General features: G+C 70.1%; 30 protein-coding genes. 7 read left to right on the forward strand and 23 right to left on the reverse strand.

The window, feature by feature from the left end:
* Positions 1-191 precede the first annotated feature (191 nt).
* The 8 genes from BR39_RS26685 to yaaA form a co-directional block, all read right to left on the reverse strand.
* Positions 192-329 (reverse strand): hypothetical protein, encoded by a 138-nt coding sequence (locus BR39_RS26685; RefSeq protein WP_197026647.1) that lies wholly within the window; start codon positions 327-329, stop codon positions 192-194.
* A 138-nt stretch (positions 330-467) separates the two neighbouring features.
* Positions 468-1,250 (reverse strand): SDR family NAD(P)-dependent oxidoreductase, encoded by a 783-nt coding sequence (locus BR39_RS0105855; protein ID WP_029908659.1) that lies wholly within the window; start codon positions 1,248-1,250, stop codon positions 468-470.
* Positions 1,251-1,449: 199 nt separating this feature from the next.
* A complete protein-coding gene (locus BR39_RS0105860) occupies positions 1,450-1,992 on the reverse strand; it encodes a DUF1993 family protein (protein WP_029908660.1) in 543 nt (180 codons plus the stop codon).
* A gap of 45 nt (positions 1,993-2,037) precedes the next feature.
* Entirely contained in the window at positions 2,038-2,361 is a 324-nt protein-coding gene (locus BR39_RS0105865) for a hypothetical protein (RefSeq protein ID WP_029908663.1), read from the reverse strand.
* 4 nt (positions 2,362-2,365) lie between these two features.
* On the reverse strand, positions 2,366-2,824 hold the full coding sequence (locus tag BR39_RS0105870) for an NUDIX hydrolase (protein ID WP_051695219.1): 459 nt from the start codon (positions 2,822-2,824) through the stop codon (positions 2,366-2,368).
* Between the two features lie 133 nt (positions 2,825-2,957).
* Entirely contained in the window at positions 2,958-4,019 is a 1,062-nt protein-coding gene (locus BR39_RS0105875; protein ID WP_029908667.1) for a patatin-like phospholipase family protein, read from the reverse strand.
* Between the two features lie 106 nt (positions 4,020-4,125).
* Positions 4,126-4,923 carry a 3-hydroxybutyrate dehydrogenase gene (locus tag BR39_RS0105880; RefSeq protein ID WP_029908669.1) on the reverse strand — a complete coding sequence of 266 codons (798 nt, stop codon included), beginning with the start codon at positions 4,921-4,923 and terminating at the stop codon, positions 4,126-4,128.
* A gap of 97 nt (positions 4,924-5,020) precedes the next feature.
* Positions 5,021-5,788, reverse strand: a complete 768-nt coding sequence (gene yaaA / locus BR39_RS0105885; RefSeq protein WP_029908671.1) for a peroxide stress protein YaaA — start codon at positions 5,786-5,788, stop codon at positions 5,021-5,023.
* A gap of 157 nt (positions 5,789-5,945) precedes the next feature.
* Between yaaA and BR39_RS0105890 the strand changes: the two genes are divergently transcribed.
* Positions 5,946-6,278, forward strand: coding sequence for a hypothetical protein (locus BR39_RS0105890; RefSeq protein ID WP_029908673.1), 333 nt, complete (start codon positions 5,946-5,948; stop codon positions 6,276-6,278).
* Between the two features lie 55 nt (positions 6,279-6,333).
* Here the strand turns inward: BR39_RS0105890 and BR39_RS0105895 are convergent, their stop codons facing one another.
* Positions 6,334-7,743 carry an FAD-binding oxidoreductase gene (locus BR39_RS0105895; protein WP_029908674.1) on the reverse strand — a complete coding sequence of 470 codons (1,410 nt, stop codon included), beginning with the start codon at positions 7,741-7,743 and terminating at the stop codon, positions 6,334-6,336.
* A 67-nt stretch (positions 7,744-7,810) separates the two neighbouring features.
* Here BR39_RS0105895 and BR39_RS0105900 point away from each other — a divergent pair, with 67 nt between their 5' ends.
* Together BR39_RS0105900 and BR39_RS0105905 are read left to right on the forward strand one after the other, a co-directional pair.
* A complete protein-coding gene (locus BR39_RS0105900; RefSeq protein WP_029908676.1) occupies positions 7,811-8,089 on the forward strand; it encodes a type II toxin-antitoxin system VapB family antitoxin in 279 nt (92 codons plus the stop codon).
* Positions 8,086-8,484 carry a type II toxin-antitoxin system VapC family toxin gene (locus tag BR39_RS0105905; RefSeq protein ID WP_029908678.1) on the forward strand — a complete coding sequence of 133 codons (399 nt, stop codon included), beginning with the start codon at positions 8,086-8,088 and terminating at the stop codon, positions 8,482-8,484. Before BR39_RS0105900 ends, BR39_RS0105905 begins: the two co-directional genes overlap by 4 nt.
* On the opposite strand, the gene BR39_RS0105910 is transcribed toward BR39_RS0105905, so the two are convergent.
* From BR39_RS0105910 to BR39_RS0105925, 4 genes are all read right to left on the reverse strand, one after another.
* On the reverse strand, positions 8,481-8,798 hold the full coding sequence (locus BR39_RS0105910) for a hypothetical protein (RefSeq protein ID WP_029908679.1): 318 nt from the start codon (positions 8,796-8,798) through the stop codon (positions 8,481-8,483). The genes BR39_RS0105905 and BR39_RS0105910 overlap by 4 nt on opposite strands.
* A 6-nt stretch (positions 8,799-8,804) precedes the next feature.
* Positions 8,805-9,782, reverse strand: coding sequence for an L-threonylcarbamoyladenylate synthase (locus BR39_RS0105915; protein WP_029908681.1), 978 nt, complete (start codon positions 9,780-9,782; stop codon positions 8,805-8,807).
* On the reverse strand, positions 9,713-11,041 hold the full coding sequence (locus BR39_RS0105920; RefSeq protein ID WP_051695221.1) for a YceI family protein: 1,329 nt from the start codon (positions 11,039-11,041) through the stop codon (positions 9,713-9,715). Before BR39_RS0105920 ends, BR39_RS0105915 begins: the two co-directional genes overlap by 70 nt.
* Before the next feature lie 90 nt (positions 11,042-11,131).
* Positions 11,132-11,752, reverse strand: a complete 621-nt coding sequence (locus BR39_RS0105925) for a YceI family protein (protein ID WP_029908685.1) — start codon at positions 11,750-11,752, stop codon at positions 11,132-11,134.
* Between the two features lie 174 nt (positions 11,753-11,926).
* Between BR39_RS0105925 and BR39_RS0105930 the strand changes: the two genes are divergently transcribed.
* Positions 11,927-13,672: an acyl-CoA dehydrogenase gene (locus BR39_RS0105930; protein ID WP_029908687.1), complete on the forward strand. Its 1,746-nt coding sequence runs from the start codon at positions 11,927-11,929 to the stop codon at positions 13,670-13,672.
* 105 nt (positions 13,673-13,777) lie between these two features.
* Here the strand turns inward: BR39_RS0105930 and BR39_RS0105935 are convergent, their stop codons facing one another.
* Positions 13,778-14,260 carry a peroxiredoxin gene (locus BR39_RS0105935; RefSeq protein WP_029908689.1) on the reverse strand — a complete coding sequence of 161 codons (483 nt, stop codon included), beginning with the start codon at positions 14,258-14,260 and terminating at the stop codon, positions 13,778-13,780.
* 123 nt (positions 14,261-14,383) lie between these two features.
* Here BR39_RS0105935 and BR39_RS0105940 point away from each other — a divergent pair, with 123 nt between their 5' ends.
* Both BR39_RS0105940 and BR39_RS0105945 read left to right on the forward strand, forming a co-directional pair.
* Entirely contained in the window at positions 14,384-14,995 is a 612-nt protein-coding gene (locus BR39_RS0105940; RefSeq protein WP_051695222.1) for a YqgE/AlgH family protein, read from the forward strand.
* Positions 14,996-15,159: 164 nt separating this feature from the next.
* Complete coding sequence (locus BR39_RS0105945; protein WP_029908693.1) at positions 15,160-15,984, forward strand: hypothetical protein; 825 nt, start codon at positions 15,160-15,162, stop codon at positions 15,982-15,984.
* A gap of 151 nt (positions 15,985-16,135) precedes the next feature.
* Here BR39_RS0105945 and BR39_RS0105950 read toward each other — a convergent pair whose 3' ends face one another.
* Both BR39_RS0105950 and BR39_RS0105955 read right to left on the reverse strand, forming a co-directional pair.
* Complete coding sequence (locus BR39_RS0105950) at positions 16,136-17,803, reverse strand: bifunctional diguanylate cyclase/phosphodiesterase (RefSeq protein WP_029908695.1); 1,668 nt, start codon at positions 17,801-17,803, stop codon at positions 16,136-16,138.
* 44 nt (positions 17,804-17,847) lie between these two features.
* Positions 17,848-18,426: a GNAT family N-acetyltransferase gene (locus BR39_RS0105955; RefSeq protein WP_029908697.1), complete on the reverse strand. Its 579-nt coding sequence runs from the start codon at positions 18,424-18,426 to the stop codon at positions 17,848-17,850.
* Between the two features lie 286 nt (positions 18,427-18,712).
* Here BR39_RS0105955 and BR39_RS0105960 point away from each other — a divergent pair, with 286 nt between their 5' ends.
* On the forward strand, positions 18,713-19,009 hold the full coding sequence (locus BR39_RS0105960) for a hypothetical protein (protein ID WP_029908699.1): 297 nt from the start codon (positions 18,713-18,715) through the stop codon (positions 19,007-19,009).
* Between the two features lie 54 nt (positions 19,010-19,063).
* On the opposite strand, the gene BR39_RS0105965 is transcribed toward BR39_RS0105960, so the two are convergent.
* The 7 genes from BR39_RS0105965 to BR39_RS0105995 all read right to left on the reverse strand — a co-directional run bounded on the left by BR39_RS0105965 (position 19,064) and on the right by BR39_RS0105995 (position 25,042).
* Positions 19,064-19,741: a hypothetical protein gene (locus BR39_RS0105965; RefSeq protein ID WP_029908702.1), complete on the reverse strand. Its 678-nt coding sequence runs from the start codon at positions 19,739-19,741 to the stop codon at positions 19,064-19,066.
* Between the two features lie 126 nt (positions 19,742-19,867).
* Positions 19,868-21,136 (reverse strand): pitrilysin family protein, encoded by a 1,269-nt coding sequence (locus BR39_RS0105970; RefSeq protein WP_029908703.1) that lies wholly within the window; start codon positions 21,134-21,136, stop codon positions 19,868-19,870.
* Positions 21,137-21,200: 64 nt separating this feature from the next.
* Positions 21,201-21,560 carry a hypothetical protein gene (locus BR39_RS0105975; protein WP_197026648.1) on the reverse strand — a complete coding sequence of 120 codons (360 nt, stop codon included), beginning with the start codon at positions 21,558-21,560 and terminating at the stop codon, positions 21,201-21,203.
* Between the two features lie 21 nt (positions 21,561-21,581).
* Positions 21,582-22,979, reverse strand: a complete 1,398-nt coding sequence (gene thrC, locus BR39_RS0105980) for a threonine synthase (protein ID WP_029908707.1) — start codon at positions 22,977-22,979, stop codon at positions 21,582-21,584.
* On the reverse strand, positions 22,979-23,740 hold the full coding sequence (locus BR39_RS0105985; RefSeq protein WP_029908710.1) for an SURF1 family protein: 762 nt from the start codon (positions 23,738-23,740) through the stop codon (positions 22,979-22,981). The genes thrC and BR39_RS0105985 overlap by 1 nt, the downstream gene beginning before the upstream one ends.
* A complete protein-coding gene (locus BR39_RS0105990; RefSeq protein WP_029908712.1) occupies positions 23,733-24,095 on the reverse strand; it encodes a DUF983 domain-containing protein in 363 nt (120 codons plus the stop codon). Before BR39_RS0105990 ends, BR39_RS0105985 begins: the two co-directional genes overlap by 8 nt.
* Positions 24,096-24,166: 71 nt before the next feature.
* Positions 24,167-25,042, reverse strand: a complete 876-nt coding sequence (locus BR39_RS0105995; protein WP_029908714.1) for a cytochrome c oxidase subunit 3 — start codon at positions 25,040-25,042, stop codon at positions 24,167-24,169.
* Between the last annotated feature and the right edge of the window lie 15 nt (positions 25,043-25,057).

The raw sequence follows: 25,057 nt of genomic DNA on the forward strand, positions 1-25,057 counted from the left end.
CAGGGGGCGGAAAGCGTGCCGCGAGGGCAGGCGTGTCACGCTGGAGCTTCGTCCCTCCCCCTTGTGGGGAGGGTGGCCCTGGCGGAGCCAGGGTCGGGTGGGGTCAGCTGAATTTCAGGCGAGGCCGCAAGCCCCGCCCACCGGCTTCGCCGGTCCCCCCTCCCCACAAGGGGGAGGGACAAGAGCGATATCTAGTCCCGCCGCAGGACTTCCGGCTGCGCCTCGGCTTCCGACGTCCAGAAGCAGGCCGCCATCGAGGTCAGGATCATCGCGATCAGGGCCAGCATGCCGCGCGGCGGCGTCAGGCCCACGATGTCTTGCGGGGTCATCTCTCGTTTCCTCTGGCGACGCCCGGATCTTTCGCCCGAGCTGTCGACAGGGAAAGCTTCTCACCGGCCCGAAGGTTCCGCAAGTCCCTTATTTATAACGGGAATTCGTGGACCCGGCCGTCCAGTTTTCGTCTTCCGTCAGAAGATCGAATAGGCCCCGTCGATCACGAAGGTGTCGCCCGAATGATAGCTGGACGCGTCGGAGGCCAAGTAGACGGCCACGCCGCCGAAGTCGGCCGGCTGGCCCCAGCGGCGGGCCGGCACGCGCGGGATCACCTTCTCGGCGAAGGCCGGGTTGTCCTGGGCGCCCTGGGTCATGTCGGTGGCGATCCAGCCGGGCAGGATGGCGTTGGCCCGCACGCCCCAGCGGGCGTGCTCGACGGCGACCGACTTCATCATCGAGATCACCGCCCCCTTGGTCGCCGCATAGGCCTCGTTGCGGGCCGCGCCCTCGATGGCGGCCAGCGAGGCGATCCCGACGATCGAGCCGCCCGGATCGCCGCCCTCGGCCCGCTCCACCATGTGCCGGCAGGCCTCGCGGAAGGTGAAGAACACGCCGTCCAGATTGACCGCCAGGGTCTTGCGGTAGGTCTCGGTCTTCATCTCCACGAAGCTGGGCGCGCCGTAGCCGACCCCGGCGTTGGCGAAGACGGAGTCCACGCGGCCGAGGGCGGCCACGGCCTCCTCCATGCCCTCGCGGACCTGGTCCTCCTGGGAGACGTCGACCACCTGGGCCTTCACCCGGGTCCCGTGCTTGAGGAGCTCGACCTCGGCGGCCTGGTTGCGCTCGGCGTTGCTGCCCCAGATGACGATGTCGGCCCCGGCCTGGGCCAGGGCGGTGGCCATGCCCAGGCCGATGCCGCGATTGCCGCCGGTGACCAGGGCCGTGCGGCCGGTCAGGTCGAAGGGTTTGTAGGCCATGCGCGTTTCGCTCCCGAACGTTTGTTTGGATGGGAGCTGCTGAGGGGCGGAACGTCAAGGCTTCCGCGACGAACACTTGCCCCCTACGGACCGCTTCGCGGTCGTCTTCCCCCGGAGGGGAAAGAGCAGCACCTGAAGGCTCCGCCCCCTACGGGGGCGGACAGATCGCGTAGCGATCAGGTAGGGGCAAGTCGGTGACCTACCTCGCCCCCGGCATCGTCCCCGGCCGGATGTACGGCAGCACGTGCGCCACATAGTCCGGCTTGCCCAGGGCCACGCCCTTGTGGCGCAGGATGTCGTAGGCGGTGACCAGATGGAAATAGAACTGCGGCAGGGCCCAGTCGCGCAAGAACTGCTCGCCGGTCATGTCGAAGACGATGCCGTTGGGCATGACCAGCTCGATCGCCCGCTCGGCGGCGCCGTCGAAGGCGCTCTGCGGCGTCGCCGTCAGCTTGTCGACCGTCGCGGCGATCAGGGCCTTCAGCGCCGCGAAGTCCAGGGCGACCTCGGCCAGGTCGGGCGGCGTCTGGCCGGTCAGGCGCGCGAGCGTCTGGCGGGCCTGGTGGCAGCTGAACCGCACCTGGTCCGACAGCGGGAACATGTCGGGCGCCAGCCGAGCATCGATCAGGTCGGCCGGCTGGAGGCCCTGGGCGGCGGCGAACGCCTCGCCCTTGTCGAGCTGGCCCGACAGGTTGCGCAGCATCTGGGTGAAGGTGGGGACGGCCAGGGCGTGGAGAGTCATGGCGGAGGTCTCGATCGACGCGGACGGATTGGACCTACGTTAGCCCTATCGAAGGCTCATCCGATAGGGCGACTGAATGATCGCCGAGGTCACCAGCATCACCAGGAGGAAGAAGACGAACGCCGATCTTGTCAGCCAGAACAGCGCCCGCAAAAGTCCGTCCTTGGTGCGCCCGAACAGGATCATCCTGAGATGGCCTCGCACCATCTCGGGACCGGACGCCTTTGCATCGTGACGATAGCCGCCCTTGATGTTGTCGATCCCGACGACATGGGCGCGCCACAACGCCATGAGCATGAAGGCGAAATAGAAGGCCGCGAAGGTCCCGGTCAGGCGCTCCAGCGGCAGCCTTGCGAGTTGGGCCAGCATCCTCCTATTCCCCGAACCGCTCGAACGTCTCAGCGATCACCTCGCGCGTCACGTCCCACTCGACCATGGCCAGCGCCTCGTCCAGCGACACGAACCGCGCCTCGGCCGCGTCGTCGCCGGCCACCGGCTCGCCCGACACCCACCGCGCCGCGTAGTCGATCATCACATAGTGCCGCGTCGTCTCGCCGGTGGTGCGCGACGTGAACAGGCCGTCGACCACGTCGACCAGGCCCAGCAGCTCGGCCTGCACCCCGGTCTCCTCGGCCAGTTCGCGCAGCGCGGCGACGACCGTGGTCTCGCCCCGCTCCAGGCGTCCGCCGGGCAGGCTCCACTGGCCCAGGCGCGGCGGGGTGCCGCGCTTGATCAGCAGCACCTGGTCGCCGCGCAGGCAGATCACGCCGACGGTGGGGACGGGATATTCGGCGGCGGGCGCGGCGGGCTGGACGGCGGAAGCGGAAACCATGGCGCGCCTGATACGCCCCCGACGGGTCGGGTGGAAGGCCCCTCCGCCCGGGGACATGCCCTTGCGGCGTGTCCCCATCAGTTCGCGCCGCGCCAACTTGGGGACACGCCGCAAGGGCATGTCCCCCGCTCCGCTACGGAACCCCGTCCTTCGGATCGAAGCTCGAACTGACCCCCACCTGGGTCAGGCAGTGGCCCAGCCAGTCGTCGGCCGCCTTGCGGCCACGCTCGCGCAGGTCGGTCAGGAAGCTCCACTCGGTGTCGAACTTGCTGCCCAGCGACAGGTCGGCCAGGGCCTTGTCGGCAGTGATGGCGTGCATCAGCATCCGCCGGTAGCGGCCGCGGGCGTTGTCCTTCAGCAGGCCCTCGTCCAGCAGCTTGCGCACGAAGCCGATGGCCCGCAGCTCGCTGGCGAGCGCCGCGTTGAAGGTGATCTCGTTCAGCCGGTCCATGATCTCGCCCGGCGTCTTGGGCGTCTCCTCGCGGACGAACGGGTTGAGGCTGACCAGCAGGATGTCGTCGGGGGTGTCGTCGTAGAACAGCGGCCACAGGGGCGGGTTGGCCAGGAAGCCGCCGTCCCAGTAGGGCTCGCCGTCGATCTCCACCGCCTGGAACACCTGGGGCAGGCAGGCGCTGGCCATGATGTGACGGGCGGTCAGCTCGGTCTCGCGGAACACCTTGGCCTTGCTGGTGCGCACCTGGGTGGCGGCGATGTACAGCTTGATCGGCGAGCGTTCGCGCAGGGCCTTGAAGTCGATCTCGCCCTCCAGGGCGTCGTGCAGCGGGTTCAGGTTGAACGGGTTGAACTCGTAGGGGCTCATCGACAGGGCGAAGGTCTCGGCCAGCCGCCAGCCGGGACTGTTCTTGATCCAGTCGGCCCCGCCGGCGAAGGCGCTGGTCCAGATGCTGGTGTCGCCGAACACGTTGCGGCCGCCGTTGCGGTTGACCTGCTTCCAGAACCGCTCCAGTCGGGCCTTGGCCCCGTCCCGCCCGCCGTCGATCAGGCCCTGGGCCAGGCAGACGGCGTTCATCGCCCCGGCCGAGGCGGCGGTCACGGCCAGGATGTCGAGGTCTTCCTCCTCGAGCAGGCGGTCCAGCACGCCCCACTCGAACGCCCCGTGCGAGCCGCCGCCCTGCAGGGCCAGGCTGATGGGCTTGGGGCCCGAGGGCTTCTTCTTGAACGGACCGATGGGCATGCGGACTCCGTCATACGATCGGGGACATGCCCTCGCGGCGTGTCTCCATCAGCTAGCGCCGAGCCAGGACTTGGGGACACGCCCGAGGGCATGTCCCCGGCCGGGACTACTGCGCCGTCCAGCCGCCGTCGACGCTGAAGGCCGCGCCGTTGGCCGAGGCGCCGGCGTCAGACACCAGGTACAGCAGGATGCCGTTCAGCTGGTCGAAGGTGACGAACTGCTTGGTCGGCTGAGCGGCCAGGATCACGTCCTTCATCACCGCCTCTTCCGAGATCCCGCGGGCCTTGGCCTGGTCGACGATCTGGGCCTCGACCAGCGGGGTCTTCACGAAGCCCGGGCAGATGGCGTTGCAGGTGACGCCGAAGGTGGCCAGCTCCAGGGCCGCCGTCTTGGTCAGGCCCAGTATGCCGTGCTTGGCGGCGACATAGGCGGCCTTGAACGGCGAGGCCACCAGGCCGTGGGCCGAGGCGATGTTGACGATCCGCCCGCGCCCCTGCTCCTTCATGATCGGGATCGCCGCCCGCGTGGCGTGGAAGGCCGACGACAGGTTGATCGCGATGATCAGGTCCCACTGGTCGATCGGGAACTCCTCGATCGGGGCCACGTGCTGGACGCCGGCGTTGTTGACCAGGATGTCCAGCTCGCCGAACTCGGCTTTGGCGGCCTTGACCATGTCGGCGATCTGGTCGGGTTTGGTCATGTCGGCGCCGTGGTACAGCACCTCGACCCCGTGCTTCTCGGCCAGCTCGGCGCGGGTCTTCTCGATGGCGGTCATCTCGCCCAGGCCGTTCAGGACGATGTTGACGCCCTGGGCCGCCAGGGCGTCGGCCAGGGCGTGGCCGATGCCGCTGGTCGAGCCGGTCACGATGGCGACCTGCCCCTGCAAACCGAAATCCACGGCCATCGCGAGCTCCCTGACAATCCTGCCAAATTTGCTGCATCGCAGCATATAGCTCGCTGTTGCGATGAGCGAGCCCTTATAAATTCATCGGTAGATGAATTCAGGGCTGGAGGCGAGCGAAAACCCAGTCGGCGGGCGTGGAGAGGTCGGCGCGGAACTTGTAGCCGTCCAGGTCGAAGGCCTTGAGGTCGGCGGCCTTGTCGATGCGGTTGTCGATGGCGAAGCGGGCCATGCGGCCGCGGGCCTTCTTGGCGAAGAAGCCCAACACCCGCAGGGTGTTGCCCTTCTCTTCCTTGAAGTGGCAGGTCACGGTCGGCAGCTTCAGGGCCTTGGCGTCGACGGCGCCGAAATATTCCTGGCTGGCCAGGTTCACCAGGGTGGGGTCGGCGTGGCCCTCGGCGGCGGCGTTCAGGGTCTTGGAGATCGCCTCGCCCCAGAAGTCGTAGAGGTTGGAGCCCTTCTTGGTCTTCAGCCGCGTGCCCATCTCCAGGCGGTAGGCCTGCAGGGCGTCCAGCGGGCGCAGCACGCCGTACAGGCCCGACAGGATGCGCAGGTGGTCCTGGGCCCAGTCCAGGGCCGGGCGGTCCAGCTCCCGCGCGTTGAGGCCGGCGTAGACGTCGCCGTTGAAGGCGATGACCGCTTGCAGGCCCTCCTCGACAGCGGCGTCGAAGTGCTGAAAGCGCTCGCGGTTCAGCTCGGCCAGCTTCTCGGAGATGTGCATCAGTCGGCGCAGGTCGGCCACCGTCAGCTTGCGCGTCACCTTGGCCAGCTCGGCGATCTGGGGTTTCAGCTCGGGCGTGGTGAGGGGCAGCACCTTGTCGGGGGCGGTGAAGTCCAGCGACTTGGCGGGGGAAATGACCATCAGCATGGCGGTCCAGATAGAGGCTCGAGCGGGCCGAAGCTAGTGCGTGACGGCCGAAAGTGGGGCCGGTTTCGGCGCCCGTCACGCACCGGGTCTGGAGTGCGCGGCTGGACAATGGCGGCGCTCGCCGCGATGTTGCCCGCCCTTTCGACGGACACCACCGATGCCTCAGCTTCTCGGCCTCACCGCCGCCCTCCTCTGCCCGCTGGTCATGTTCGTGGGCCTGTTCGTCGTGCTGCGCACGCCGGCCCTGAAATGGCGCATCGCCTGGGCGGTGCTGTGCTTCGTCGGGATCGGGGCGTTCTGGATGCGGGCGTCGGACGGCGCCTGGGGCTTCGTGCCGGCCGCCATCAACATCCTGGGTCCGGGCCAGCAGGTCGGCTACTTCAAGGCCACGGCCCCGCTGGGCGCCATCGCCGCGATGTTCGTCTGCGTGAGCGTCCGCCGCGCTCAGCAGGCGGCGGCGGCGAAGCGGCGGGACGAAGACGCCGCGTAGAAAGTATTTCCAATCCGCTCATCCCGGCGGATGCCGGGATGAGCGGGATCAAGAGTTAGAACAGCACCCGCGGGTTCATGATCCGTTTGGGATCGAGCGCCGCCCGCACGGCCCGCAAGGCCTCGACCTCGACCGGGCTCTTGTAGCGCAGGGCCTCGACCGACTTCATCGCCCCCAGGCCGTGCTCGGCGCTGATCGAGCCGTCCATCGCCGCGACGATGTCGTGGACCACCCGCGCGCCCTCGTCGCGCAGGGCGTCGTGCGGATCGTCGGCCGCCCCGTCGGCCCTCAGCACGTCGTAGTGCACGTTGCCGTCGCCGACATGGCCGAAGGCCACGACCCTGACGCCCGGCGACAGCCTTTCGACCGCCATCGTGGCCTGGTCGATGAAGTCGGCGACCTTCGACACCGGCACAGAGACGTCGTGCTTCCAGGCCGCGCCCTCGGGCTTCTGGCCGCCGGACTGATTCTCGCGCACGGCCCAGAAGGCATGGGCTTGGCTCTCGGTCTGGGCGACCGCGGCGTCCTGGATCAGGCCCGTCTCCAGCGCCCCGGCCAGCAGCCGCTCCATGGCCGCCTCGGCCGCGCCGGGCTCGCCCGAGGCCGTCTCGATCAGCACGTACCAGGGGTGCACGGCCTCCAGCGGCTCGCGCAGGCCGGGGATGTTCTTCAGCGCGAAGGCCACGCCCAGGCGGCCCATCAGCTCGAAGGCCTCGACGGCGCCGCCGGTCTCGTCCTTGGCCTTGGCCAGCAAGGCGATGGCGTCGTGCGGCGTGGCCACCGCGGCGATCGCCACGCAGCGCGAGGCCAGCAGGGGATGGAGCTTCAGGCTGGCGGCGGTGATGATCCCCAGCGTGCCCTCGGCCCCGATCAGCAGGTGCTTGAGGTCGTAGCCGGTGTTGTCCTTGCGCAGGCGTTTCAGACCGTTCCAGACCTCGCCGTTGGGCAGCACGGCCTCGACGCCCAGGATCTGCTCGCGCATCACGCCGTAGCGCAGCACCGCCGTGCCGCCGGCGTTGGTCGAGGCCAGGCCGCCGATGGTGCAAGACCCTTCCGAAGCCAGGCTCAGCGGGAAGCGGCGATTGACCGACAGGGCGACCTCGTGGGCCTTGGCCAGGGTGACGCCGGCCTCCAGCACCATGACGTCGTCGAAGGCGTCGACGTCGCGCACGGCGGTCAGCTTCTCGGTCGACAGCAGGACCTCGCCCTGCGGGATCTGGCCGGCGACCAGGCCGGTGTTGCCGCCCTGCGGGGTGATCGCCACGCCCTCGGCGGCGCAGATGCCGACCACCGCCGAGACCTGTTCGACCGTGCGCGGCAGGGCCAGCAGCGGCGTCTGGCCCGACCAGCGGCCGCGCCACTCGTTCAGCTTCGGCGCCAGCCGGTCGGGGTCCTGGCTCCACCCGCCTTCGCCGAGCACGGCCTTGAGGCGGGAAACGACGTCGGCGGGAACGGGCTTGGTCATGGCGCGGAGGATACGCTTCCGAGGCCGTCGCTGCCAGTATATACTCCAGTCTATACCGGAGACGCCGATGGGCATCCTGATCAAGAACCCCGAGGCCGAACGCGCCGTGCGCGAACTGGCCGAACTGACTGGCGAAAGCCTGACGACCGCCGTCGAGATCGCGGTGAAGGAGCGGCTGGAGGCCAAGCGCGCGGCCGCGCCGAAACACAAACCGCGCAGCGTCGCCGAGATGGACGCGATCACCTGGAAATACCTGACGCCGGAAGCTCGCGCCGGGCTCATTCCGCCGATCACGAAAGCTGATTATGACGCGCTCAACGCAATCCCCGGCGTGGATGACGAATGAGGCTGGTTGTCGATACCTCAGCCCTGGTCGCAATCGCACTACGCGAGCCGGACCGAGGTCCGTTTGTCCAAACCCTGGAAGCCGCTGACGAAATCCTGATCTCACCCATGAACTACGTCGAGACGGGCGTGGTTCTGACCACGCACGGACTGTTCAGCGCGCGCGACGCGATCGACGCCTGGCTCGCTGACTATCGCGTCCAGGTCGCGTACGAGCCCGCGATCGAAGCCGCGGCGCTCGACGCCTATCTCACCTACGGCAAGGGTCGCCATCCCGCCCGCCTGAACCTGGCCGACTGCTTCGCCTACGCCCTGGCCCAGCAGCTGGACGCCCCGCTGCTCTACAAGGGCGACGACTTCCCGCTGACCGACGTCCGCTCGGCGCTGGACGCCTAGTCCGCCGCCGGGTCCGGCAGGCCGCGAACGTCGCGCCAGTATTCCTCGCGGACGTCGTCGTCGATCGTCGGGGGATCGCCCGCGCCCTTGTAGAGGCGGTCGTCACCGCCCTTGCGGGCCTTGGCGATCCAGAAGGGCTGACCGGTTTCGCTGTCGCTGAAATTGGCCTTCAGGCCCGAATTGCGCAGGGCCTGGAACGTGCGGCCCGCGTAGTACAGCGTCTCGCCGGTCTTCGAGAGCCGGACCCGCCCGATCCGCGCCGGACCGTTCAGGCCCTTGGACTTGTCTTCAAGGTACATGATGCGGAATTTCATCCGCCCTTATCCCACGAACCCGGCCGCCCGTCTCAGTCGGTCGTTGATCGCCTCGCCCAGGCCTTCGTCCGGAATCGGCGCGACGGCGATGCCGACGGGTTTCGTGCGGTCGGCGGCGCGGAGGAAGGCGAACAGGTTCGCGGCGGCCTCGGCCAGGTCGCCCGACGGGCTGAGGTTGAACACCCCCTCGCCGTCCGGCCACGGCCCGAACGCCAGATACGCCTCGCCGGCCTCCGGCGCCGTCGCGTCGATCCGCACGGGGGCGTCCGGCGCGTAGTGCAGGGCTAGGCGGCCGGGCGAGCGCTTGGCGTCGTTATCGGCCTCGGCCAGCGGGCCGACCACCGCCTCCAGCTGGGCGCGGGTCACGGCGCCGGGGCGCAACAGGCGGACGGGACCGTCCAGCACGGCCACGACCGTGCTTTCCAGCCCCACCTGGCAGGGCCCGCCGTCCAGGGCGGCGGCGGTCTTGTCGCCGGTCTCGGCGAAGGCGTCCTCGAAGGTGGTCGGGCTGGGCCGGCCCGAGCGGTTGGCCGACGGCGCCACCACCGGTCCGCCGAACGCCGCCAGCACCGCCCGCGACAGCGGGTGGCCGGGCACGCGGATGGCCACGGTGTCCAGCCCGGCCCGGGCCAGGTCGCAGACGGCGGTCGTGTCGCGCACCGGGGCGACGATGGTCAGGGGGCCGGGCCAGAAGGCGGCGGCCAGGGCCTGGGCGCGGTCGTCGAAGGCGGCGATGCCCGCCGCCGTCTCCACGTCGTGGACATGGGCGATCAGCGGGTTGAAGCGCGGCCGGCCCTTGGCCTCGAAGATGGCGGCCACGGCCGTGGGGTTCGAGGCGTCGGCGCCCAGGCCGTAGACGGTCTCGGTCGGCAGCAGCACCAGCCCCCCGTCGCGGAGGGCCCGCGCCGCGGCCTCTATTTCCGCTTGGCCGTGATGGCGAAGCTGACCTTCACCTTGCCGCCGATCTGATCCGTGGAAGCCCATTCGCCCTGTCCAACCCCGAACGCCGTCCGGTCCAGGGTGGTTACACCGCGCGCAATGGCCGTGTCGCCGTCGATCTTCAGGGTGAAGGGCAGGCTGAGCGGCTTCTTGACGCCGCGCAGGTCCAGGGTCCCGTCGGCGACGAACTTGTCTTCGCCGGTCTTGCGGAACTTGGTCGCGGTGAAAGTGGCCTTCGGGTGGGCGGCGGCGGCGAAGAAGTCGTCGCTGGGCAGGCTCTGGTCGCGCTGGTCGTCGCCGGTGGCGGCCGAGGTCATGTCGATGCTGACCGTCAGCTTCGAGCGGTCCAGCGCCTCGGGCGAGAACAGGATGTCGGCGGTCCAGCGCTTGAACTGGCCGTCGATGGCGTCGCCGGCCCAGGTGGCCGAGAACGACAGGGTCGAGCCCTTGGCCACGGACCAGGCGACCGGGTCCTTCAGGGCGTTGTCGGGCGCGGCCGGGGCGGCCGCTTCCGGCGTCGCCGCGGGTGCGGCCGGCGCGGCGGCGGCCGACGGCGGCGCGGCGGCCGGCGCTTCGGCGACCTCGGCGGGGGCGACCGGAGCCGGGGCGGCGTGCTTGATCGCCGGCCTGTAGGCGTAGCCCGCCGCGACCACGGCGATCAGCCCGACGGCGGCCAGCCAGGCGCGGGGCTCCAGCCAGCCCGGCTTGGCGCCCGGCGCCATGTGGCCCAGCACCTCGTCGCGATCGAGGATCTGGTGCTTGGCCACCGCGCCCAGGTGCAGGGCCAGCAGGCCGTAGGTCAGCTTGACCAGCAGGCCGTGACCGACCTCGCCGGCCTCGTGCCAGGCGTGCTTGGGACCGGCGGCCAGCTCGGGCAGGCCCGGGATGTGCGGCCAGGGGATGGTCCCGTAGAGCAGGGTCGGGATGTCCAGCTTGCTGGCCGACACCATGATCCAGCCGGTCACCGGCAGGCCGATCATGATCACGTAGAACGCCACATGGACGACCTGCGAGGCGATCGTCTCCCAGCGCGGCTGGTTCACCGGATGCGGCGGCGGCTTGTGGAACAGCCGCCAGGCCAGGCGCGCCAGGCTGAGCAGCAGGATCGTGATGCCGATCGACTTGTGCAGCTGGAAGATGGCGTAGGTGGCCGGCCCCTTGGGCTCGTCGCCCATCCGCCAGCCCAGGATGATCTGGAAGACGATGGCGGCGGCGATCAGCCAGTGCAGGATCACCGCCACGGTCGTGTAGCGCGGAGGACGACCCGCCGCCGAGGCGGTCTCGATAGGCGCTTCGGCGGTCATGGTCGTCCTCGTCTCAAGCTAAGTCCGGGTCCGGACCAAAGCCCGGACCCATGTCGTTTCCAAGGCCAAGCTCGCGCCCGGCCCCACGCCCTACTTCTTCGGATTGAACTCGACTTCGATCAGCAGATCGACGTCGTCGCCGACCATCGGGACCAGGTGGGTGAAGCCGAAGTCCGAGCGCTTGATCTTGCCGGTGGCCGAGAAGCCCATGATCTGCGAGCCGAACGGGGTCTTGGCGTAGCCGTCATAGACCACATCCAGGGTCACCGGCTTGGTCACGCCCCGGAAGGTCAGGTCGCCGGTCAGCTTGCCCGGCTCGACCTTGGTCGAGACGAAGGTGATCTTCGGATACTGGCCGGCGTTGAAGAACTTCGGATCCGTGCCGATTTCCTTGTTGAAGTCCGGCAGGCCGGTGTCGACGGCGGCGGCGTCGATGGTCACCGAGATCTTGGTGTCCAGCGGCTTGGCCGGATTGTAGTCGTACGAGGCGTCCACCGACCCCTGCGCGAAGCGGAAGGTGTATTTCGAGGCGCCGAAGTGGCGGACCTTCATGGTCACGCTGGTGTGGCGCTTGTCGATCGTCCAGGTCCCGGCCGGGGCCTGGGCCGGGTCGGTGACGGCGGTCTGGGCGGAGGCGACGGCCGGCAGAACGGCGAGCGGCGCGGCCAGAAGGGCGCCGGCCAGAAGGGCTGAGGCGTAGCGGCGGTTCATGGGGACAGTCTCCAAACTGTAATTGCAGCAGTTGCTGAACCCCCAACTTAGGAAGCTTGACCCGAGGATGAAGAGACGGCGCTTCACGAAGCCGTGATCGGCGCGGCTTTGCACCGCGCGCCCCAGCATCTAAACGAAGTTCACCTGAGCTCTCCGCCCGATCGGACCCCTGCCATGACCTACCGCGCGCCCGTCCGCGACCTCGCCTTCGCCCTCAAGCACGTGGCCGGCTTCGACCGCCTGGCCGCCGCCTTCCCCGAGGCCGACGCCGACACGGTGGAGGCCGTGCTGGAGGCGGCCGGGGTGTTCGCCGGCGAGGTGCTGGCGCCGCTGAACCGAGCCGGCGACCTGGTCGGGGCCAAGCTGGAGAACGGCGTGGTCCGTTCGGCGCCCGGCTTCGCCGACGCCTACCGCCGCTTCGCCCAGGACGGCTGGACCGGTCTGGCGGCCGCGCCCGAGCACGGCGGCCAGGGCCTGCCCAAGACCCTGGAGGTGGCGGTGCTGGAAATGGTCCAGGCCGCCAACATGGCGTTCGGCCTGTGCCCGATGCTGAGCCTGGGGGCCATCGAGGCCCTGGCCCACCACGGCTCCGACCGCCAGAAGGCCCTCTACCTGCCCCGCCTGGTGTCGGGCGAATGGACGGGGACCATGAACCTGACCGAGCCCCAGGCCGGTTCGGACCTGGCCGCCCTGACCACGATGGCCACGCCGGACGGGAACGGCGGCTACACCCTGTCGGGCCAGAAGATCTTCATCACCTGGGGCGACCACGACGCCGCAGACAACATCCTGCACCTGGTGCTGGCCCGCACGCCCGACGCCCCTCCGGGCGTGAAGGGCATCTCGCTGTTCCTGGCCCCCAAGGTGATGGTCGCCGAGGACGGCGCCCTGGGCGCGGCCAACGACCTGCGGGTCGGCGGCCTGGAGCACAAGCTGGGCATCCACGGCTCGCCCACCTGCGTGATGCTGTACGAGGGCGCCAAGGCCGAGCTGGTCGGCCAGCTGGGCGCGGGCCTGGCCCACATGTTCACGATGATGAACGCCGCCCGCCTGCAGGTCGGGGCCCAGGGCACCGCCATCGCCGAGCGGGCCTACCAGCAGGCCCTGGACTTCTCGCTGGAGCGCGCCCAGGGCCGCTCGGCCTGGACCGGGGCCTATCCCTCGCGCCTCTACGACCACCCCGACATCCGCAAGACCCTGGTCCTGATGAAGGCCAAGATCGAGGCGGCGCGCGGCATCTGCCTGTCGACCGCCGTGGCCGCCGACCTCTCGACCCACGCCGCCGACGAGGCCGAGCGGGCGACCGCCAAGCTGCGCGAGGAGCTGCTGACCCCGATCGCCAAGGCCTGGTCCACCGACGTCGGCGTCGAGGTGGCCTCGCTGGGCGTGCAGGTGCACGGCGGCATGGGCTTCATCGAGGAGACCGGTGCGGCCCAGCACTATCGCGACGCCCGCATCGCCCCGATCTACGAGGGCGCCAACGGCATCCAGGCCATCGACCTGATCGGCCGCAAGCTGGGCCTGTCGGAAGGCCAGGCGATCGCCGACCTGATGGACGACATGCGCGACACCCAGGAGGCCCTGGAAGCGGCCGGCGGCGCGCTGGGCGGTTTCGCCCTGCGCTTCAAGGCGGCCCTGGACGCGGTGGGTTCGGCCACCGTCTGGCTGGTCGAACGCCGGGCCAAGGCCATGCCCGACGCCCTCTCGGGCGCCACGGCCTATCTGAAGCTGCTGGGCGACACGGTCGGCGGCTGGATGCTGGCCAAGGGCGCCCTGGCGGAACCGCAGGGCCTGCGCCTGGCCCTGGCGCGGGTCTATGGCGAGAACGTGCTGGCGACCGTGCCCGGACAGGCGGCGGCGGTCACCGGGGGATCGGCGGACCTCGAAGGGGTGACGCCGGAGATGCTGGGCGCACACTGACTTGCCCAAAGAAAAAGGACCGGGGACATGCACTTGTGCGTGTCCCCAGCCCCTTGTCTCCGTGCCTCGGTTGGGGACACGCGCGAGCGCATGTCCCCGGCCTGGTTACAGCTGGCCCAGCAGGTAGTCCGCCGACGAGACCTTGAATTCGCCGGCCTCTTCCACGTTCAGGCTCTGGACCACGCCGTCCTTGGCGATCAGCGAGTAGCGCTGCGAGCGCAGGCCCATGCCGAACTTGGAGCCGTCGAAGTCCAGGCCGATGGCGCGGGTGAACTCGCCGTTGCCGTCGGCCAGCAGCAGCACCTCGTCGGTGATGCCCTGGTCGGCGCCCCAGGCCTTCATCACGAACAGGTCGTTGACCGACACGCAGGCGATCACATCAACGCCCTTGGCTTTGAGTTCCGCCGCGTGCTCCTTGAAGCCCGGCAGGTGCTTGGCCGAGCAGGTCGGGGTGAAGGCGCCGGGCACCGCGAACAGGGCCACCGTCTTGCCCTTGAACAGGTCGTCGGTCGTGACCGGGGCCGGGCCCTCGGCCGTGCTGGTCATGAAAGTGGCCGAAGGAAGCTTGTCGCCAACCTTGATCGTCATGTGCGGTGTCCCTGAGTGTCTGGGTGTTCGTTGAAAGCGCGCAACGGAGATAAAGGCGCCGAGACCGATCGCCAAGGGCAGGTTGGACTTGAAACCGACGCGTTCCGAACCGATCCTCTAGTCATGGACACGTCTCGCGAGGCTCACCCAGGCAAGGACAAATCGGGGAACGGCGCCGGCTTCCTGGCCGGACAGATGCTGGTGGCCATGCCCGGCATCGAGGACCCGCGCTTCGAACGCGCCGTGCTCTATGTCTGCGCCCACGACGCCGAGCAGGCCATGGGGCTGGCGGTCAACCGTCCGGTCGAGGGCCTGACCCTGTTCGAGCTGCTCAACAATCTAGGGGTGGCCCCCGAGATCGAGACCGGCGGAGACCTGGTGATGCTGGGCGGGCCGGTCGAGCGTGAGCGCGGCTTCGTGCTGCACACCGACGACTACGTCTCGCCCGACTCCACCGTGCCGGTGGCCGACGGCCTGGCCCTGACCGTCACCCGCGACGCCCTGGACGCCCTGGGCAGCAAGGTCCGCCGCCCGCGCCACGCCATACTGGCCTTGGGTTATTCCGGCTGGGGCCCCGGCCAGCTGGAGCAGGAACTGCGCGACAATGTCTGGCTGATCTGCGACGCCGACGAAGCGCTGCTCTTCGGCGACGACTACGACAACAAATGGACCATGGCCCTGGCCAAGATCGGAATCACCGCTGATCACCTGTCGTCGCAAGCGGGTAGAGCTTGAGTACTTCGTCAAGACGACGACGGGCCAAAAACCAGTAATTCACCTTATTATACTGACCGGCGTGAGCGCGTATACTCCGCCATAGTCACGCTGTTGCTTTTCAAGCCGTCATTGGGGGACCCGGCTCGCGCGCGCATGCGGGACGTGTGGGTCAGGACAGTGGCATGGCTTACCTTCGTCTCATATCGCCGTCGAACGACAACTGGGCGACCCGGGACGAACGCAACCCGCCGCCGGACACCTGGGGCCAGCGCCGCTACGGCGTGATGCCCCCGCCCCGCCGCCGGTTCGCCGGTAACATCCTGCTGGGCATGATCGCCATGCCGATGGGCGTCTGGGGCCTGTGGCTGCTGCTGGGCGCCGAGCCGGCCGGGACGACGCCCCAGCCGCTGGTGTTCCAGGTCCCGCCCGCCCAGGCCACGCCGGCGGCGTCGCCCGGGGCCTCACCGGACATGTTCGGGACGGTCGCCGTCGCCGACGCCCCGCGCGGCCTGAAGATCGTGCTGACCACCGACGCGCGCCCCGTGACCCATCCGGAAACCTGGGGCGCTCTCCCGACCGCCGCCGGCGCGCCGGTCGTGGCCTCGCCCCTGGCCGACGTCGTGCCGGTCGAGGACGCCTCGGCCTGCCGCGACGCGCCCACCCTGGCGGCCCAGATGACCTGCATCGACCCCACCCTGCGCGAGGCCGAGCAGCGGATGACCCTGGCCTACGAGGCGGTGCTGGCGGCCGGCGTGTCGCCGGCGGCCCTGGGCCGCTCCCAGGCCCGCTGGCTGGCCACGCGCGAAGCCATGGCCCAGACCTCGCCCGAGAACCTGCTGACCGCCTACCGGCAGCGGGAAAGCCAGCTGCGCAGCTATGCGGTGGCGTGGGAGCAGCGGACGGGGTCGGTGGGCCAGACGCCGCCTCCCAAACCCGTCATCCTGGGCTTGGGTTCGAAGCCCCCCGCGACCAGCGCCAAGGGCGTCGGCGGGGAAGCCACGACCTGAGCGATATCCAAATCCGCTCATCCCGGCGAATGCCGGGACCCAGATCCTAAAGCTGGGAAGCTGACTGGATGGGCTCAAGGCTCATGGCGTCAGCCACACCGCCATTCCATCTGGGTCCCGGCATTCGCCGGGATGAGCGGAGGAAAGGGCGTTACCCCCGCGCCTTCACCGGCGCGGCGCCGTCGACATAGGCCTCGTTCAGATAGACCTCGGCCTCCTGCGGCGACAGGGCGGGCGCGTAGCCGAAGCCCTGGCCGTAGTCGCAGCCCAGCGACTGCAGGGCGCGGGCCATCTCGGCGTTCTCGACGCCCTCGGCCACGACCTCCAGGTCCAGGTCCTGGCCGAGCTTCACCACCGAGCGGACGATCTTGGCCGAGCCGGCGTTGCTGCCCATGGTCCGCACGAAGTAGCGGTCGATCTTCAGCGTGTCGAACGGCAGGCGGGTCAGGTACGACAGCGACGAGAAGCCGGTGCCGAAGTCGTCCAGCGCCAGGCCGGCGCCGGCCTCGCGCAGGGTCTTGAGGATCACCGCGGCCCGCTCGGGATCGCGCATGATGTCGCTTTCGGTGACTTCCAGCTTCAGGGCGCCGCGCGGCAGGTCGTGCTCCTTGAGCACCTGGCGCACGTCGTGGACCAGGCCCGGGCGATCGATCTCGCCGGTCGACAGGTTGACGCTGACGGTCAGGGCGCCGACGGCCGGGTGCGAGGCGCGCCAGGCGGCCAGCTGGGCGGCCGAGGTGCGCATCATGTGCTCGCCCAGCTCGCTCATCAGGCCCATCTCCTCCACCAGCGGGAGGAACTCGTCCGGCGGCAGCATGCCGCGACGCGGGTGGATCCAGCGGGCCAGGGCCTCGAAGCCCGACAGGGCGCCGGTCGACAGCCGCACCACGGGCTGGAAGAAGGGGGTGATCTCGCCGCGGCCGATGGCGCCGCGCAGGTCGGCCTCCAGGGCCAGGCGCGACAGGCCGTCGGTCTCCATCGAGCGGCCGTAGGCGGCGGCCCCGCCGCGGCCGGCCGAGGCGGCGGCCTCGACGGCGAGCTCGGCGCGGCGCAGCAGTTCGGCCGCCTCGGGGGCGTCCTCGCCGCCCTCGGCCGAGACGGCGCCGATCGACAGGGTCGGGTGGATGTCGAAGCCGGCCACCCGCAGGGGCTGCTCCAGGGCGGTGCGCAGCAGCTCGGCGGGCTCGAAGCCGGCCGGGTCGCACAGCACCGCGAACTCGTCCTCGCCGATCCGGCCCAGCAGGGCTTCCGACGGGAAGGCGGCGGCCAGGCGCGAGCCCAGGGCGGCCAGCACCAGGTCGGCGCGCTCGTGGCCCAGGGCCTCGTTCAGGCGGCGCAGGCGGTCGACGTCGGCGACGACCAGCTCGTGCACGCCGGTGCGGCCCAGCCGCTCGCGGGCCTGGGCGATGAAGCTCTTGCGGTCCAGGAGGCCCGTCAGGCTGTCGCGCTCGGTGGCGGCGAACTTGACCTCGGGGGCGATGACGCCGGCGGCGCGCACCCCGTCTTCCAGCCACGTGCCGCGCCAGATGCAGATCTCGCCGTTGCGCACGCGCAGGCGGGCGACGATCTCGCTGCCCGGCGGGCGGACCTTGAGGATGTCCTCGGCCTGGGCGCGGTCCTGCGGCAGGGTGAGGGCGCGGAAGGCGGCGGAGGAGCAGTCGGGGGCCAGCGGTCCCAGGCCCAAAGCCCTGGCCGCGCCGTTGACGCGCAGGCGGTCGGCCTCGGGCTCCCAGAGCCAAAGCGCGACTTCGGCGGCGCCCAGGGCCTCGAGGGTGGCCGTGGCGTCCCATACGCGTCGCTGACTGATCTTGAACGACATGCCCTGATCCCACGCCCCAAGGGCGCAACGCACGGGCGAGCGCGCTAACTCCGCGCGACCATCCCGAACAGACGATGATCTCGCCACTCGCCGTTAATTTTCAGATAAGCGGGCGCATATCCCTCTTCGGAGAAGCCGGATTTCAGCAAAACGGCGGCCGAAGGCTGGTTTTCCGGCATGCAGGCGGCCTCCAGCCGGTGCAGCCCCAGCTCGCCGAACGCGAAGGCGACCGCCGCCCGGACGCCGTCCTGCATGTAGCCCTGGCGGGCGTGGGGCTGGCCGATCCAGTAGCCCATCACCCCGCACTGGGCGACGCCGCGGCGGATATGGAACAGCCGCACCCCGCCGATCAGGGCCCCGTCGTCGCGGCGGAACATGAAGAACGGGAAGGCCTCGCCCAGCTCCAGCTCGCGGGCGTAGGCGGCCAGCCGGGCGCGGTAGGCCTGACGGGTCAGGTCGTCCTCGGGCCAGGTCGGCTCCCACGGCTTGAGGAAGGCCGCCGACTGGGCGCGCAGCTCGGCCCACGGCTTGTAGTCGTGCAGGCGCGGCAGACGCAGGAACACCTTGTCGCCTTCGAGGCGGGGGCCGGGATCGGGCTGGAAGAGGCGCAGGAAGGCGGTCAAGGCGGACAGGGTCTCGTTGAGACGCGCACCTTCGGGGGTCGAGCCGCCCGAGGCAAGAGGTTGCAGTTATCCACAGGGTCGCAGGTCGGGGCCGAAGGTGGGGACACACACTCACCCCACGGCCTCGCCAGACCTTCCCCCGCCTTGCCGTGAGTGTGTGTCCCCCAAGTCGGCCGCGGCGCCTCTATCCCCGCGACTTCCAAACCCGCCCTCAACGAATTCAACGCCCTACACGAAAACGCACGTTTCCGATCCCCACCCTCCGGGGCGGGCGCATCCTATCGGCATGATCCAGACCCAACACACCCCCGCTCCGCCCCTGACCCCGGCCATCGCCTGGCGCCAGGCCCTGCAGACCAAGCTCATGGACGCGCTGGACGCCGCCTGGGCGATCATCGAACGCAGCGTCGATCCCGTCGAGATCCGCGAGGCCCTCGACCGGGCCAAGGCCATCGGCGCGATCGCCGTCATGGGCCGCAAGGTGGCCCTGCTCGAACCGACGCCGCGAACGACGCCGGCCAAGGCCGAGCACGCGCCGCGGGCTCTGGAGAAGCTGAAGGGCGGCCGGCGCGGACGGCTGTGAGCGTCGCCCCCCTTTGAATCCCTCTCTCTTTGAGAGAGGGATTCCGGAGGCGGCCTACTTCATCCGCTCGTACGCATACTGCCCCGAGCCGCCCCATTCCTTGGTCCAGTGCGGGGCGACGGCCATGATCTGGGCGGCGGTCGGATAGGCCGAGAACTGCAGGCCGCCGTTCGCGCCCGCCATGGCCAGGTCGAACTGCACCACCCCGTCGGAGCCGGCCTTCCAGTGGCCCGTCCATTTCGGCGTGTCGGTGATCTTCTCGCGATAGGCGACCGCGCCGTCGGTGGTGAAGTTGAGGATGGCGTTGTGGCGCTTCTGCTCGACCCACAGGCCCAGGATGTCGCGCTCGGCCTTGGTCTGGGCCTGGGTCTTGGCGGGCCGGATCACGGCGCCCGGCGGCAGCCGGATGGGCGGGCGCGGCGGAAGCTTGATCACCTTGGGCGGCACGAAGGTGGCCGGGGCGTCGGGCGTGGTGGTCGGCGTCTCGCCGGGCGCCGGCGGGGTCGGGACGGTCGCCGTCGCGTCGCCCGCCGCCGGTGGGGGCGTGGCGGGCGTGTCGGCCGGCGGGGTGGTGGTCTGCGTGGTTTCCGTCGTCGTGGTGGTGGTCGGCGGAGCCGCGGGCGGCGTGGCCGGGGTCTCGACCTTCGGGGCCGGCGGCTTCTCGGCCTCCTTCTTGTGGCAGGCGGCCAGCGCCAGCGCGCAGAGGCCCACGGTGATCCAGCGTCCCGTCATCTCGTTCCCTCCGAAGGCGTTCGTCGCCCAAGGAGCCATTCAAGCACAAGTCCTGATTGAGATGGACACTTTTTACGAGAGCTTGGCTGTTGACGCTTCCTCCCTCTCCCTTTGGGAGAGCGGTTTCTAAGCCAGCGCCGCCCCGAACACGTCCCCCGCCTTCAGCGCCGCCTTGGCGCCGAGGATGGCGCTGGCGGCCTTGCCGGGGCCCAGGATCGTGCGGCCCAGGCGCTGGAGGTCGTCGACCGTGACCGCGTCCACCGCCTGGGCCAGCTCGGCCGGGGTGTAGAGGCGGTCGAACATCAGGGCCTGGCCGGCGGCCTGCTCGGCGCGCGACAGGGGCTGTTCGCGGGCCATGAACATGTGGGCCTTCAGCTGGGCCTTGGCGCGGGCCAGTTCGGCGTCGTCGATGCGGGCGGCCAGCAGGGCGATCTGCTCGGCGCAGACCTTGGCGGTCTCGGCCGCGTCGCCGGCCGCGCAGCCGGCATAGACCCCCAGGGCGCCGGCGTCGGCGTAGGTGTCGGCGTAGGCGTCGATATTGTAGGCCAGGCCGCGCTTCTCGCGGGCCTCCTGGAACAGGCGCGACGACATGCCCCCGCCCAGGGCCTCGGCGAAGATGCGCAGGGCGAAATAGTCGTCCTCGCGGGCGCTGACGGCCGGCAGCATGAACACCAGGTGCGCCTGCTCCAGCTTGCGCGCCTCGCTCTTGCGGCCGCCGATGAAGCCGGCGGGATCGCTGGCCAGGGCGCCGGGGGCGGCGGGCATCGCGCCGAATTCGCGGCGGGCCAGGTCCAGCACCTCGTCGAGGTCGACGGCGCCCGAGCAGCTGACGATCAGCCGATCGGCGGCGTAGAGCTGGCCGCGCCAGTGCGACAGGCCCTCGGGGGTGGCGGCATTGACGCTGTCGACCGTGCCCAGGATCGGCCGGGCCAGCGGGTGGTCGCCCCAGGCGGCGGCCTGGACCAGGTCGAAGACGTAGTCGTCGGGCGCATCCGCCGCCTCGGCGATCTCCTGGGCCACGACCTGCTTCTCGCGGACCAGGTCGCCGGCGTCGAGGGTGGGGCGCAGGACCAGGTCGGACAGGACCGACATGCCCAGGGGAAGGCCGCCCTTCAGGGCGCGGACCTGGAAGCTGGTGCGCTCATAGCCGGTGGCGGCGTTGATCTGGCCGCCCTCGGCCTCGATCACCTCGACGATGTCGCGGGCCGAGCGTCCGCCCGCCCCCTTGAACACCATGTGCTCCAGCAGGTGCGACCAGCCGGACCGCGCCGGATCCTCGTAGGCCGCGCCGCGCCCGGCGACGACGGAGAGGGCGATGGTCTCCAGGCCCGGCATCGGGTCATGGACGACGCGGACGCCGTTTTCGAGGGTGTGGAGGGTGGTGGCGATGTTCATCTGCCCACGCACATAGCGGGGCGGAGCCCCGGGCGCCAGGGCGGCGCGTGCGGCCAAGCGCCTCTCAGCGCCCCAGGAGCCAGGCGGCGCCGGCCAGGAGCCCCAGCGCCAGCAAGCTCCAGAGCCATCGCCGCGCGGCCGCGCGCGAGCGCTTCTCGACCAGCGTTTCGTAGAAGGGCGCGACCGTGGCCGTCGGATCGATGCCGAGCGTCACGCCGTGCGCCGGGCCCCAGTCTTCCAGCTCGGTCTTCAGCGTGGCCCAGAGATCGGCCGCCCAGGCGGGCGCCGAGCCGCGCCAGACGTCCTCGGGCGGGAGATAGGCGACCCCGGCCACCAGTTCGAGGACGAACTTGCCCGCCGGTCCGACGACGACCAGCTCTTCCTTCCACCGCCCCTCGAAACGGAAAGTCCGCGTATCGCCCATCTCGCCCCCCAGGCGCCTGGTTCAGCTCGCCGCGAACATCCGCACGAAGGCCTTCACGGTCTCGGCGTCGGCCGGCAGGCGGTCGAACTTCTCGGGCTTCTTCGACAGATCCGGGGTGGCGCGCGGGGTGGCCGGGACGACGCCGGCGGCGGCCGACACCGCCTCGGGGAACTTGGCCGGGTGGGCGGTGGACAGCACCACGACCGGGGTCGCCGGGTCGGCCAGGCGCAGGCCCTGGGCGGCGGCGACGCCGACGGCGGTGTGCGGGTCGATGACCTCGCCGGTCTCGTTCAGGGTCGACAGGATGGTCTTGGCGGTGTCGGCCTCGCTGACCGAGGCGCCCTGGAACAGCTCGCGCATCTTGGCGTGGGCGCTGGGCGGGATGTCCAGCACGCCCGTGCCGGCGAAGGCGCGGAAGGCGCGGCCGGTCTCGACCCCGTCGCGGCCCACGGCCTCGAAATAGAGGCGCTCGAAGTTGGAGGCCACCTGGATGTCCATGGCCGGGCTCTGGGTGGCGGCCACGGCGCCGCGCGAATAGCGGCCCTCCTCGAAGGCCCGGGCCAGGATGTCGTTGCTGTTGGTGGCCGCCACCACGCGGGCCACCGGCAGGCCCATGCGGGTGGCGACATAGGCGGCGTAGGCGTCGCCGAAATTGCCGGTGGGCACCACGAAGGCCACCTTGCGGGCCGGGGCGCCCAGGGCGACGGCGGCGGTGAAGAAATAGACGCTCTGGGCGGCGATCCGCGCCCAGTTGATCGAGTTGACGCCCGACAGGTCGACGGCGTGGCGGAACTGGTCGTCCTGGAAGGCCTGCTTGACGATGGCCTGGCAGTCGTCGAACGAGCCCTGGATCGAGACGCAGGCGACGTTGGCGTCGGTGGCCGTGGTCATGAACCGGCGCTGGACCTCGCTGATCCGGCCTTCGGGGAACAGGGCCACGATGCGGGCGTGCGAGCGGCCGCGGAAGGCCTCGACGGCCGCGCCGCCGGTGTCGCCCGAGGTGGCGCAGATGATGGTCATGGTCCGCGCCTGGCGCGACAGGACATAGTCGTAGAGCCGCCCCAGCAGCTGCATCGCCACGTCCTTGAAGGCCAGGGTCGGGCCGTGGAACAGCTCCAGCAGGAAGCGGCCGGGGGCCAGCTGCTTCAGCGGCGCGACGGCGGCGTGGGCGAAGGTGGCGTAGGCCTCGTCGCACATCTGCTGCAGGTCGTCGGCCGGGATGTCGTCGCCCACGAACTTGCCGACCACGGCGGCGGCCACCCGGGCGTAGGGCTGGCCCGCGAAGGCGGCGATCTCTTCAGGGCTGAAGGTCGGCCAGCGCTCGGGCACGTACAGGCCGCCGTCGGGGGCCAGGCCCGCCAGGACCGCGTCCAGGAAACCGATCGAGGGGGATTCGCCCCGGGTCGAAACGTAGCGCATCAGGATCTCATCTTCCGCCAGAGCATGGCGGCATAGATAAACAGCAGGGTTACGGCAAGACCGAACCACGTAAGCGCGTATTCCAGGTGCCGATTGGAAATTTCTGCCGGCAGCGGCGCGGGGGTCAGGCCGGGGGCGGCGGGCGTCTCGTGTTCGACGACGATCATCATCGGCTCGAAGCGCTGTCCGGTGATGATGATCTCGTCGACGACGGCGTCGGCGCCCTCGGCTTTCGGGCTGGGAGGCGGGGCCGCCTTCTCGATCTCGGCCTGGCTGGGCATGGCCATCTTGGGCATGGCGGCGGTCCGCAGGATGCCCGTCAGCTGGACCGGCGGCGCGGAGGCGAAGGCGGGCGCGGTCATCGCGCCGCTGGACGCCTCGATATAGCCGCGGTCCACCAGGAACACGGGGCCGTTCGGTCCCTGGGGCCGACAGGTGTCCATCGCCCGCCAGACGATCTCGCCGTCGCGCAGGGCGTAGCGCGGCGGGATCGGAAAGCTGAAGCCCCCCTCCGGCCGGCAGGTCGTCGTGACCCGCGTCCACTCCAGGTCCTTCGGCGCGCGATGGGCCTTGAGCACCACGTCCAGCGGCTGGGCCGGCGCCGTCTTCAGCGCCTCGATCCGCTTCAGCAGGCCTTCCTTCCAGTGCAGGCGCTTCACCTGCCAGGTCCCCAGGCCGCACAGGATGGCGAAGGCGATCAGGGTGGCGATGGTCAGGCCGATCGGGAAGCGGCGGTCTTTTGGAGCGGGAGCGTCAGACATCGTGGCGGCCGGCCTCGGAGGCGTGGTTGGCGATATGGGCGGCGACCATCAGGCCCTTGGCGGGGCGCATCAGGGCCAGGCAGGCGATCAGCGTGACCGGCAGCCAGACGACCAGCAGCAGCCACACCGGCCAGGCGAAGGCGAACATCGAGAACAGCGCCCCGAAGGCGCACAGGAAGCCGGCGATCAGGATCACGAAGGTCGCCGCCCCGTCGCCGGTCTCGTGGGCGCCCAGGTCGAAGCCGCAGGCCTCGCAGGTGCGCGAGACCTTCAGGAACCCGTCGAACAGCATCCCCTCGCCGCAGTTCGGGCAATGGCCGGTCGCGCCGGCGAGGTAGGGGTTGGTCTTGCTCATGGGAGAGGGTCCGGAAAAGAAAAAGGCCCGGAACACCGCTTGGCGTTCCGGGCCCTCTCGAAGCGGATGATCTAGTGCGGCGAGCCGCCGAAGATCACGTAGATGAAGGCGAACAGGAACAGCCAGACCACGTCCACGAAGTGCCAGTACCAGGCGGCGGCCTCGAAGCCGAAGTGCTGCTTGGGCGTGAAGGCCCCGTTCAGCAGGCGGATCAGGCAGACGATCAGGAACAGGGTGCCGACGAACACGTGGAACCCGTGGAAGCCGGTGGCCAGGAAGAAGGTCGAGCCGTACAGGCCCGAATTGGCGGCCGCTTCCGAGTAGAACAGGTGCTCGTGGTTGATGTGGCTGTACTCGTAGACCTGGATGGTCGTGAACAGCGCGCCCAGCAGGATGGTCAGGATCAGGCCCCACTTGGCGCCGTTGCGGTCGCCTTGCTGCAGGGCGTGGTGCGACCAGGTGATGGTCGTGCCCGACAGCAGCAGGGTCAGGGTGTTGACCAGCGGCAGGTGCCAGGGCGAGACGGTCTCGACGCCGGCCGGCGGCCAGGTGGCCCAGGCGGCGCGGACTTCCTCGATGCCCGACAGGGTGCGGTGATGGTGGAACAGGGCCATCTCGAAGAAGATCCAGAACCACGCCACGAAGAACATCACTTCCGAAGCGATGAACAGCACCATGCCGTAGCGCAGGCCGATCGAGACGACGGGGGTGTGGTCGCCGGCGTTGGCTTCCTTCACCACGTCGCGCCACCAGCCGAACATCGTGTAGAGCACGCCGGCCAGGCCGGTCGCGAACAGCCACCACTGGCCCTTCTCGATGCCGAAGACGCCGCCCTTGATCCAGGCGATCAGGCCGATGGCCATCAGCGTGGCCGAGGCCGAGCCGACGAACGGCCACGGGCTGGGGGGCAGGATGTGATAGTCGTGTTTGACGGCGCCGTGGGCCATGTGCGTGCTAACCCT

It is taken from the genome of Caulobacter sp. UNC358MFTsu5.1 (assembly GCF_000712075.1).
Lineage (GTDB): Bacteria > Pseudomonadota > Alphaproteobacteria > Caulobacterales > Caulobacteraceae > Caulobacter.

Excerpts from the sequence above, each read along its gene's own strand:
- BR39_RS26685 (WP_197026647.1), bottom strand. The coding sequence starts at position 329 with ATGACCCCGCAAGACATCGTGGGCCTGACGCCGCCGCGCGGCATGCTG.
- BR39_RS0105855 (WP_029908659.1), bottom strand. The coding sequence starts at position 1,250 with ATGGCCTACAAACCCTTCGACCTGACCGGCCGCACGGCCCTGGTCACC.
- BR39_RS0105860 (WP_029908660.1), bottom strand. The coding sequence starts at position 1,992 with ATGACTCTCCACGCCCTGGCCGTCCCCACCTTCACCCAGATGCTGCGC.
- BR39_RS0105865 (WP_029908663.1), bottom strand. The coding sequence starts at position 2,361 with ATGCTGGCCCAACTCGCAAGGCTGCCGCTGGAGCGCCTGACCGGGACC.
- BR39_RS0105870 (WP_051695219.1), bottom strand. The coding sequence starts at position 2,824 with ATGGTTTCCGCTTCCGCCGTCCAGCCCGCCGCGCCCGCCGCCGAATAT.
- BR39_RS0105875 (WP_029908667.1), bottom strand. The coding sequence starts at position 4,019 with ATGCCCATCGGTCCGTTCAAGAAGAAGCCCTCGGGCCCCAAGCCCATC.
- BR39_RS0105880 (WP_029908669.1), bottom strand. The coding sequence starts at position 4,923 with ATGGCCGTGGATTTCGGTTTGCAGGGGCAGGTCGCCATCGTGACCGGC.
- yaaA (WP_029908671.1), bottom strand. The coding sequence starts at position 5,788 with ATGCTGATGGTCATTTCCCCCGCCAAGTCGCTGGACTTCACCGCCCCC.
- BR39_RS0105890 (WP_029908673.1), top strand. The coding sequence starts at position 5,946 with ATGCCTCAGCTTCTCGGCCTCACCGCCGCCCTCCTCTGCCCGCTGGTC.
- BR39_RS0105895 (WP_029908674.1), bottom strand. The coding sequence starts at position 7,743 with ATGACCAAGCCCGTTCCCGCCGACGTCGTTTCCCGCCTCAAGGCCGTG.
- BR39_RS0105900 (WP_029908676.1), top strand. The coding sequence starts at position 7,811 with ATGGGCATCCTGATCAAGAACCCCGAGGCCGAACGCGCCGTGCGCGAA.
- BR39_RS0105905 (WP_029908678.1), top strand. The coding sequence starts at position 8,086 with ATGAGGCTGGTTGTCGATACCTCAGCCCTGGTCGCAATCGCACTACGC.
- BR39_RS0105910 (WP_029908679.1), bottom strand. The coding sequence starts at position 8,798 with ATGAAATTCCGCATCATGTACCTTGAAGACAAGTCCAAGGGCCTGAAC.
- BR39_RS0105915 (WP_029908681.1), bottom strand. The coding sequence starts at position 9,782 with ATGGGCTTCCACGGATCAGATCGGCGGCAAGGTGAAGGTCAGCTTCGC.
- BR39_RS0105920 (WP_051695221.1), bottom strand. The coding sequence starts at position 11,041 with ATGACCGCCGAAGCGCCTATCGAGACCGCCTCGGCGGCGGGTCGTCCT.
- BR39_RS0105925 (WP_029908685.1), bottom strand. The coding sequence starts at position 11,752 with ATGAACCGCCGCTACGCCTCAGCCCTTCTGGCCGGCGCCCTTCTGGCC.
- BR39_RS0105930 (WP_029908687.1), top strand. The coding sequence starts at position 11,927 with ATGACCTACCGCGCGCCCGTCCGCGACCTCGCCTTCGCCCTCAAGCAC.
- BR39_RS0105935 (WP_029908689.1), bottom strand. The coding sequence starts at position 14,260 with ATGACGATCAAGGTTGGCGACAAGCTTCCTTCGGCCACTTTCATGACC.
- BR39_RS0105940 (WP_051695222.1), top strand. The coding sequence starts at position 14,384 with ATGGACACGTCTCGCGAGGCTCACCCAGGCAAGGACAAATCGGGGAAC.
- BR39_RS0105945 (WP_029908693.1), top strand. The coding sequence starts at position 15,160 with ATGGCTTACCTTCGTCTCATATCGCCGTCGAACGACAACTGGGCGACC.
- BR39_RS0105950 (WP_029908695.1), bottom strand. The coding sequence starts at position 17,803 with ATGTCGTTCAAGATCAGTCAGCGACGCGTATGGGACGCCACGGCCACC.
- BR39_RS0105960 (WP_029908699.1), top strand. The coding sequence starts at position 18,713 with ATGATCCAGACCCAACACACCCCCGCTCCGCCCCTGACCCCGGCCATC.
- BR39_RS0105965 (WP_029908702.1), bottom strand. The coding sequence starts at position 19,741 with ATGACGGGACGCTGGATCACCGTGGGCCTCTGCGCGCTGGCGCTGGCC.
- BR39_RS0105970 (WP_029908703.1), bottom strand. The coding sequence starts at position 21,136 with ATGAACATCGCCACCACCCTCCACACCCTCGAAAACGGCGTCCGCGTC.
- BR39_RS0105975 (WP_197026648.1), bottom strand. The coding sequence starts at position 21,560 with ATGGGCGATACGCGGACTTTCCGTTTCGAGGGGCGGTGGAAGGAAGAG.
- thrC (WP_029908707.1), bottom strand. The coding sequence starts at position 22,979 with ATGCGCTACGTTTCGACCCGGGGCGAATCCCCCTCGATCGGTTTCCTG.
- BR39_RS0105985 (WP_029908710.1), bottom strand. The coding sequence starts at position 23,740 with ATGTCTGACGCTCCCGCTCCAAAAGACCGCCGCTTCCCGATCGGCCTG.
- BR39_RS0105990 (WP_029908712.1), bottom strand. The coding sequence starts at position 24,095 with ATGAGCAAGACCAACCCCTACCTCGCCGGCGCGACCGGCCATTGCCCG.
- BR39_RS0105995 (WP_029908714.1), bottom strand. The coding sequence starts at position 25,042 with ATGGCCCACGGCGCCGTCAAACACGACTATCACATCCTGCCCCCCAGC.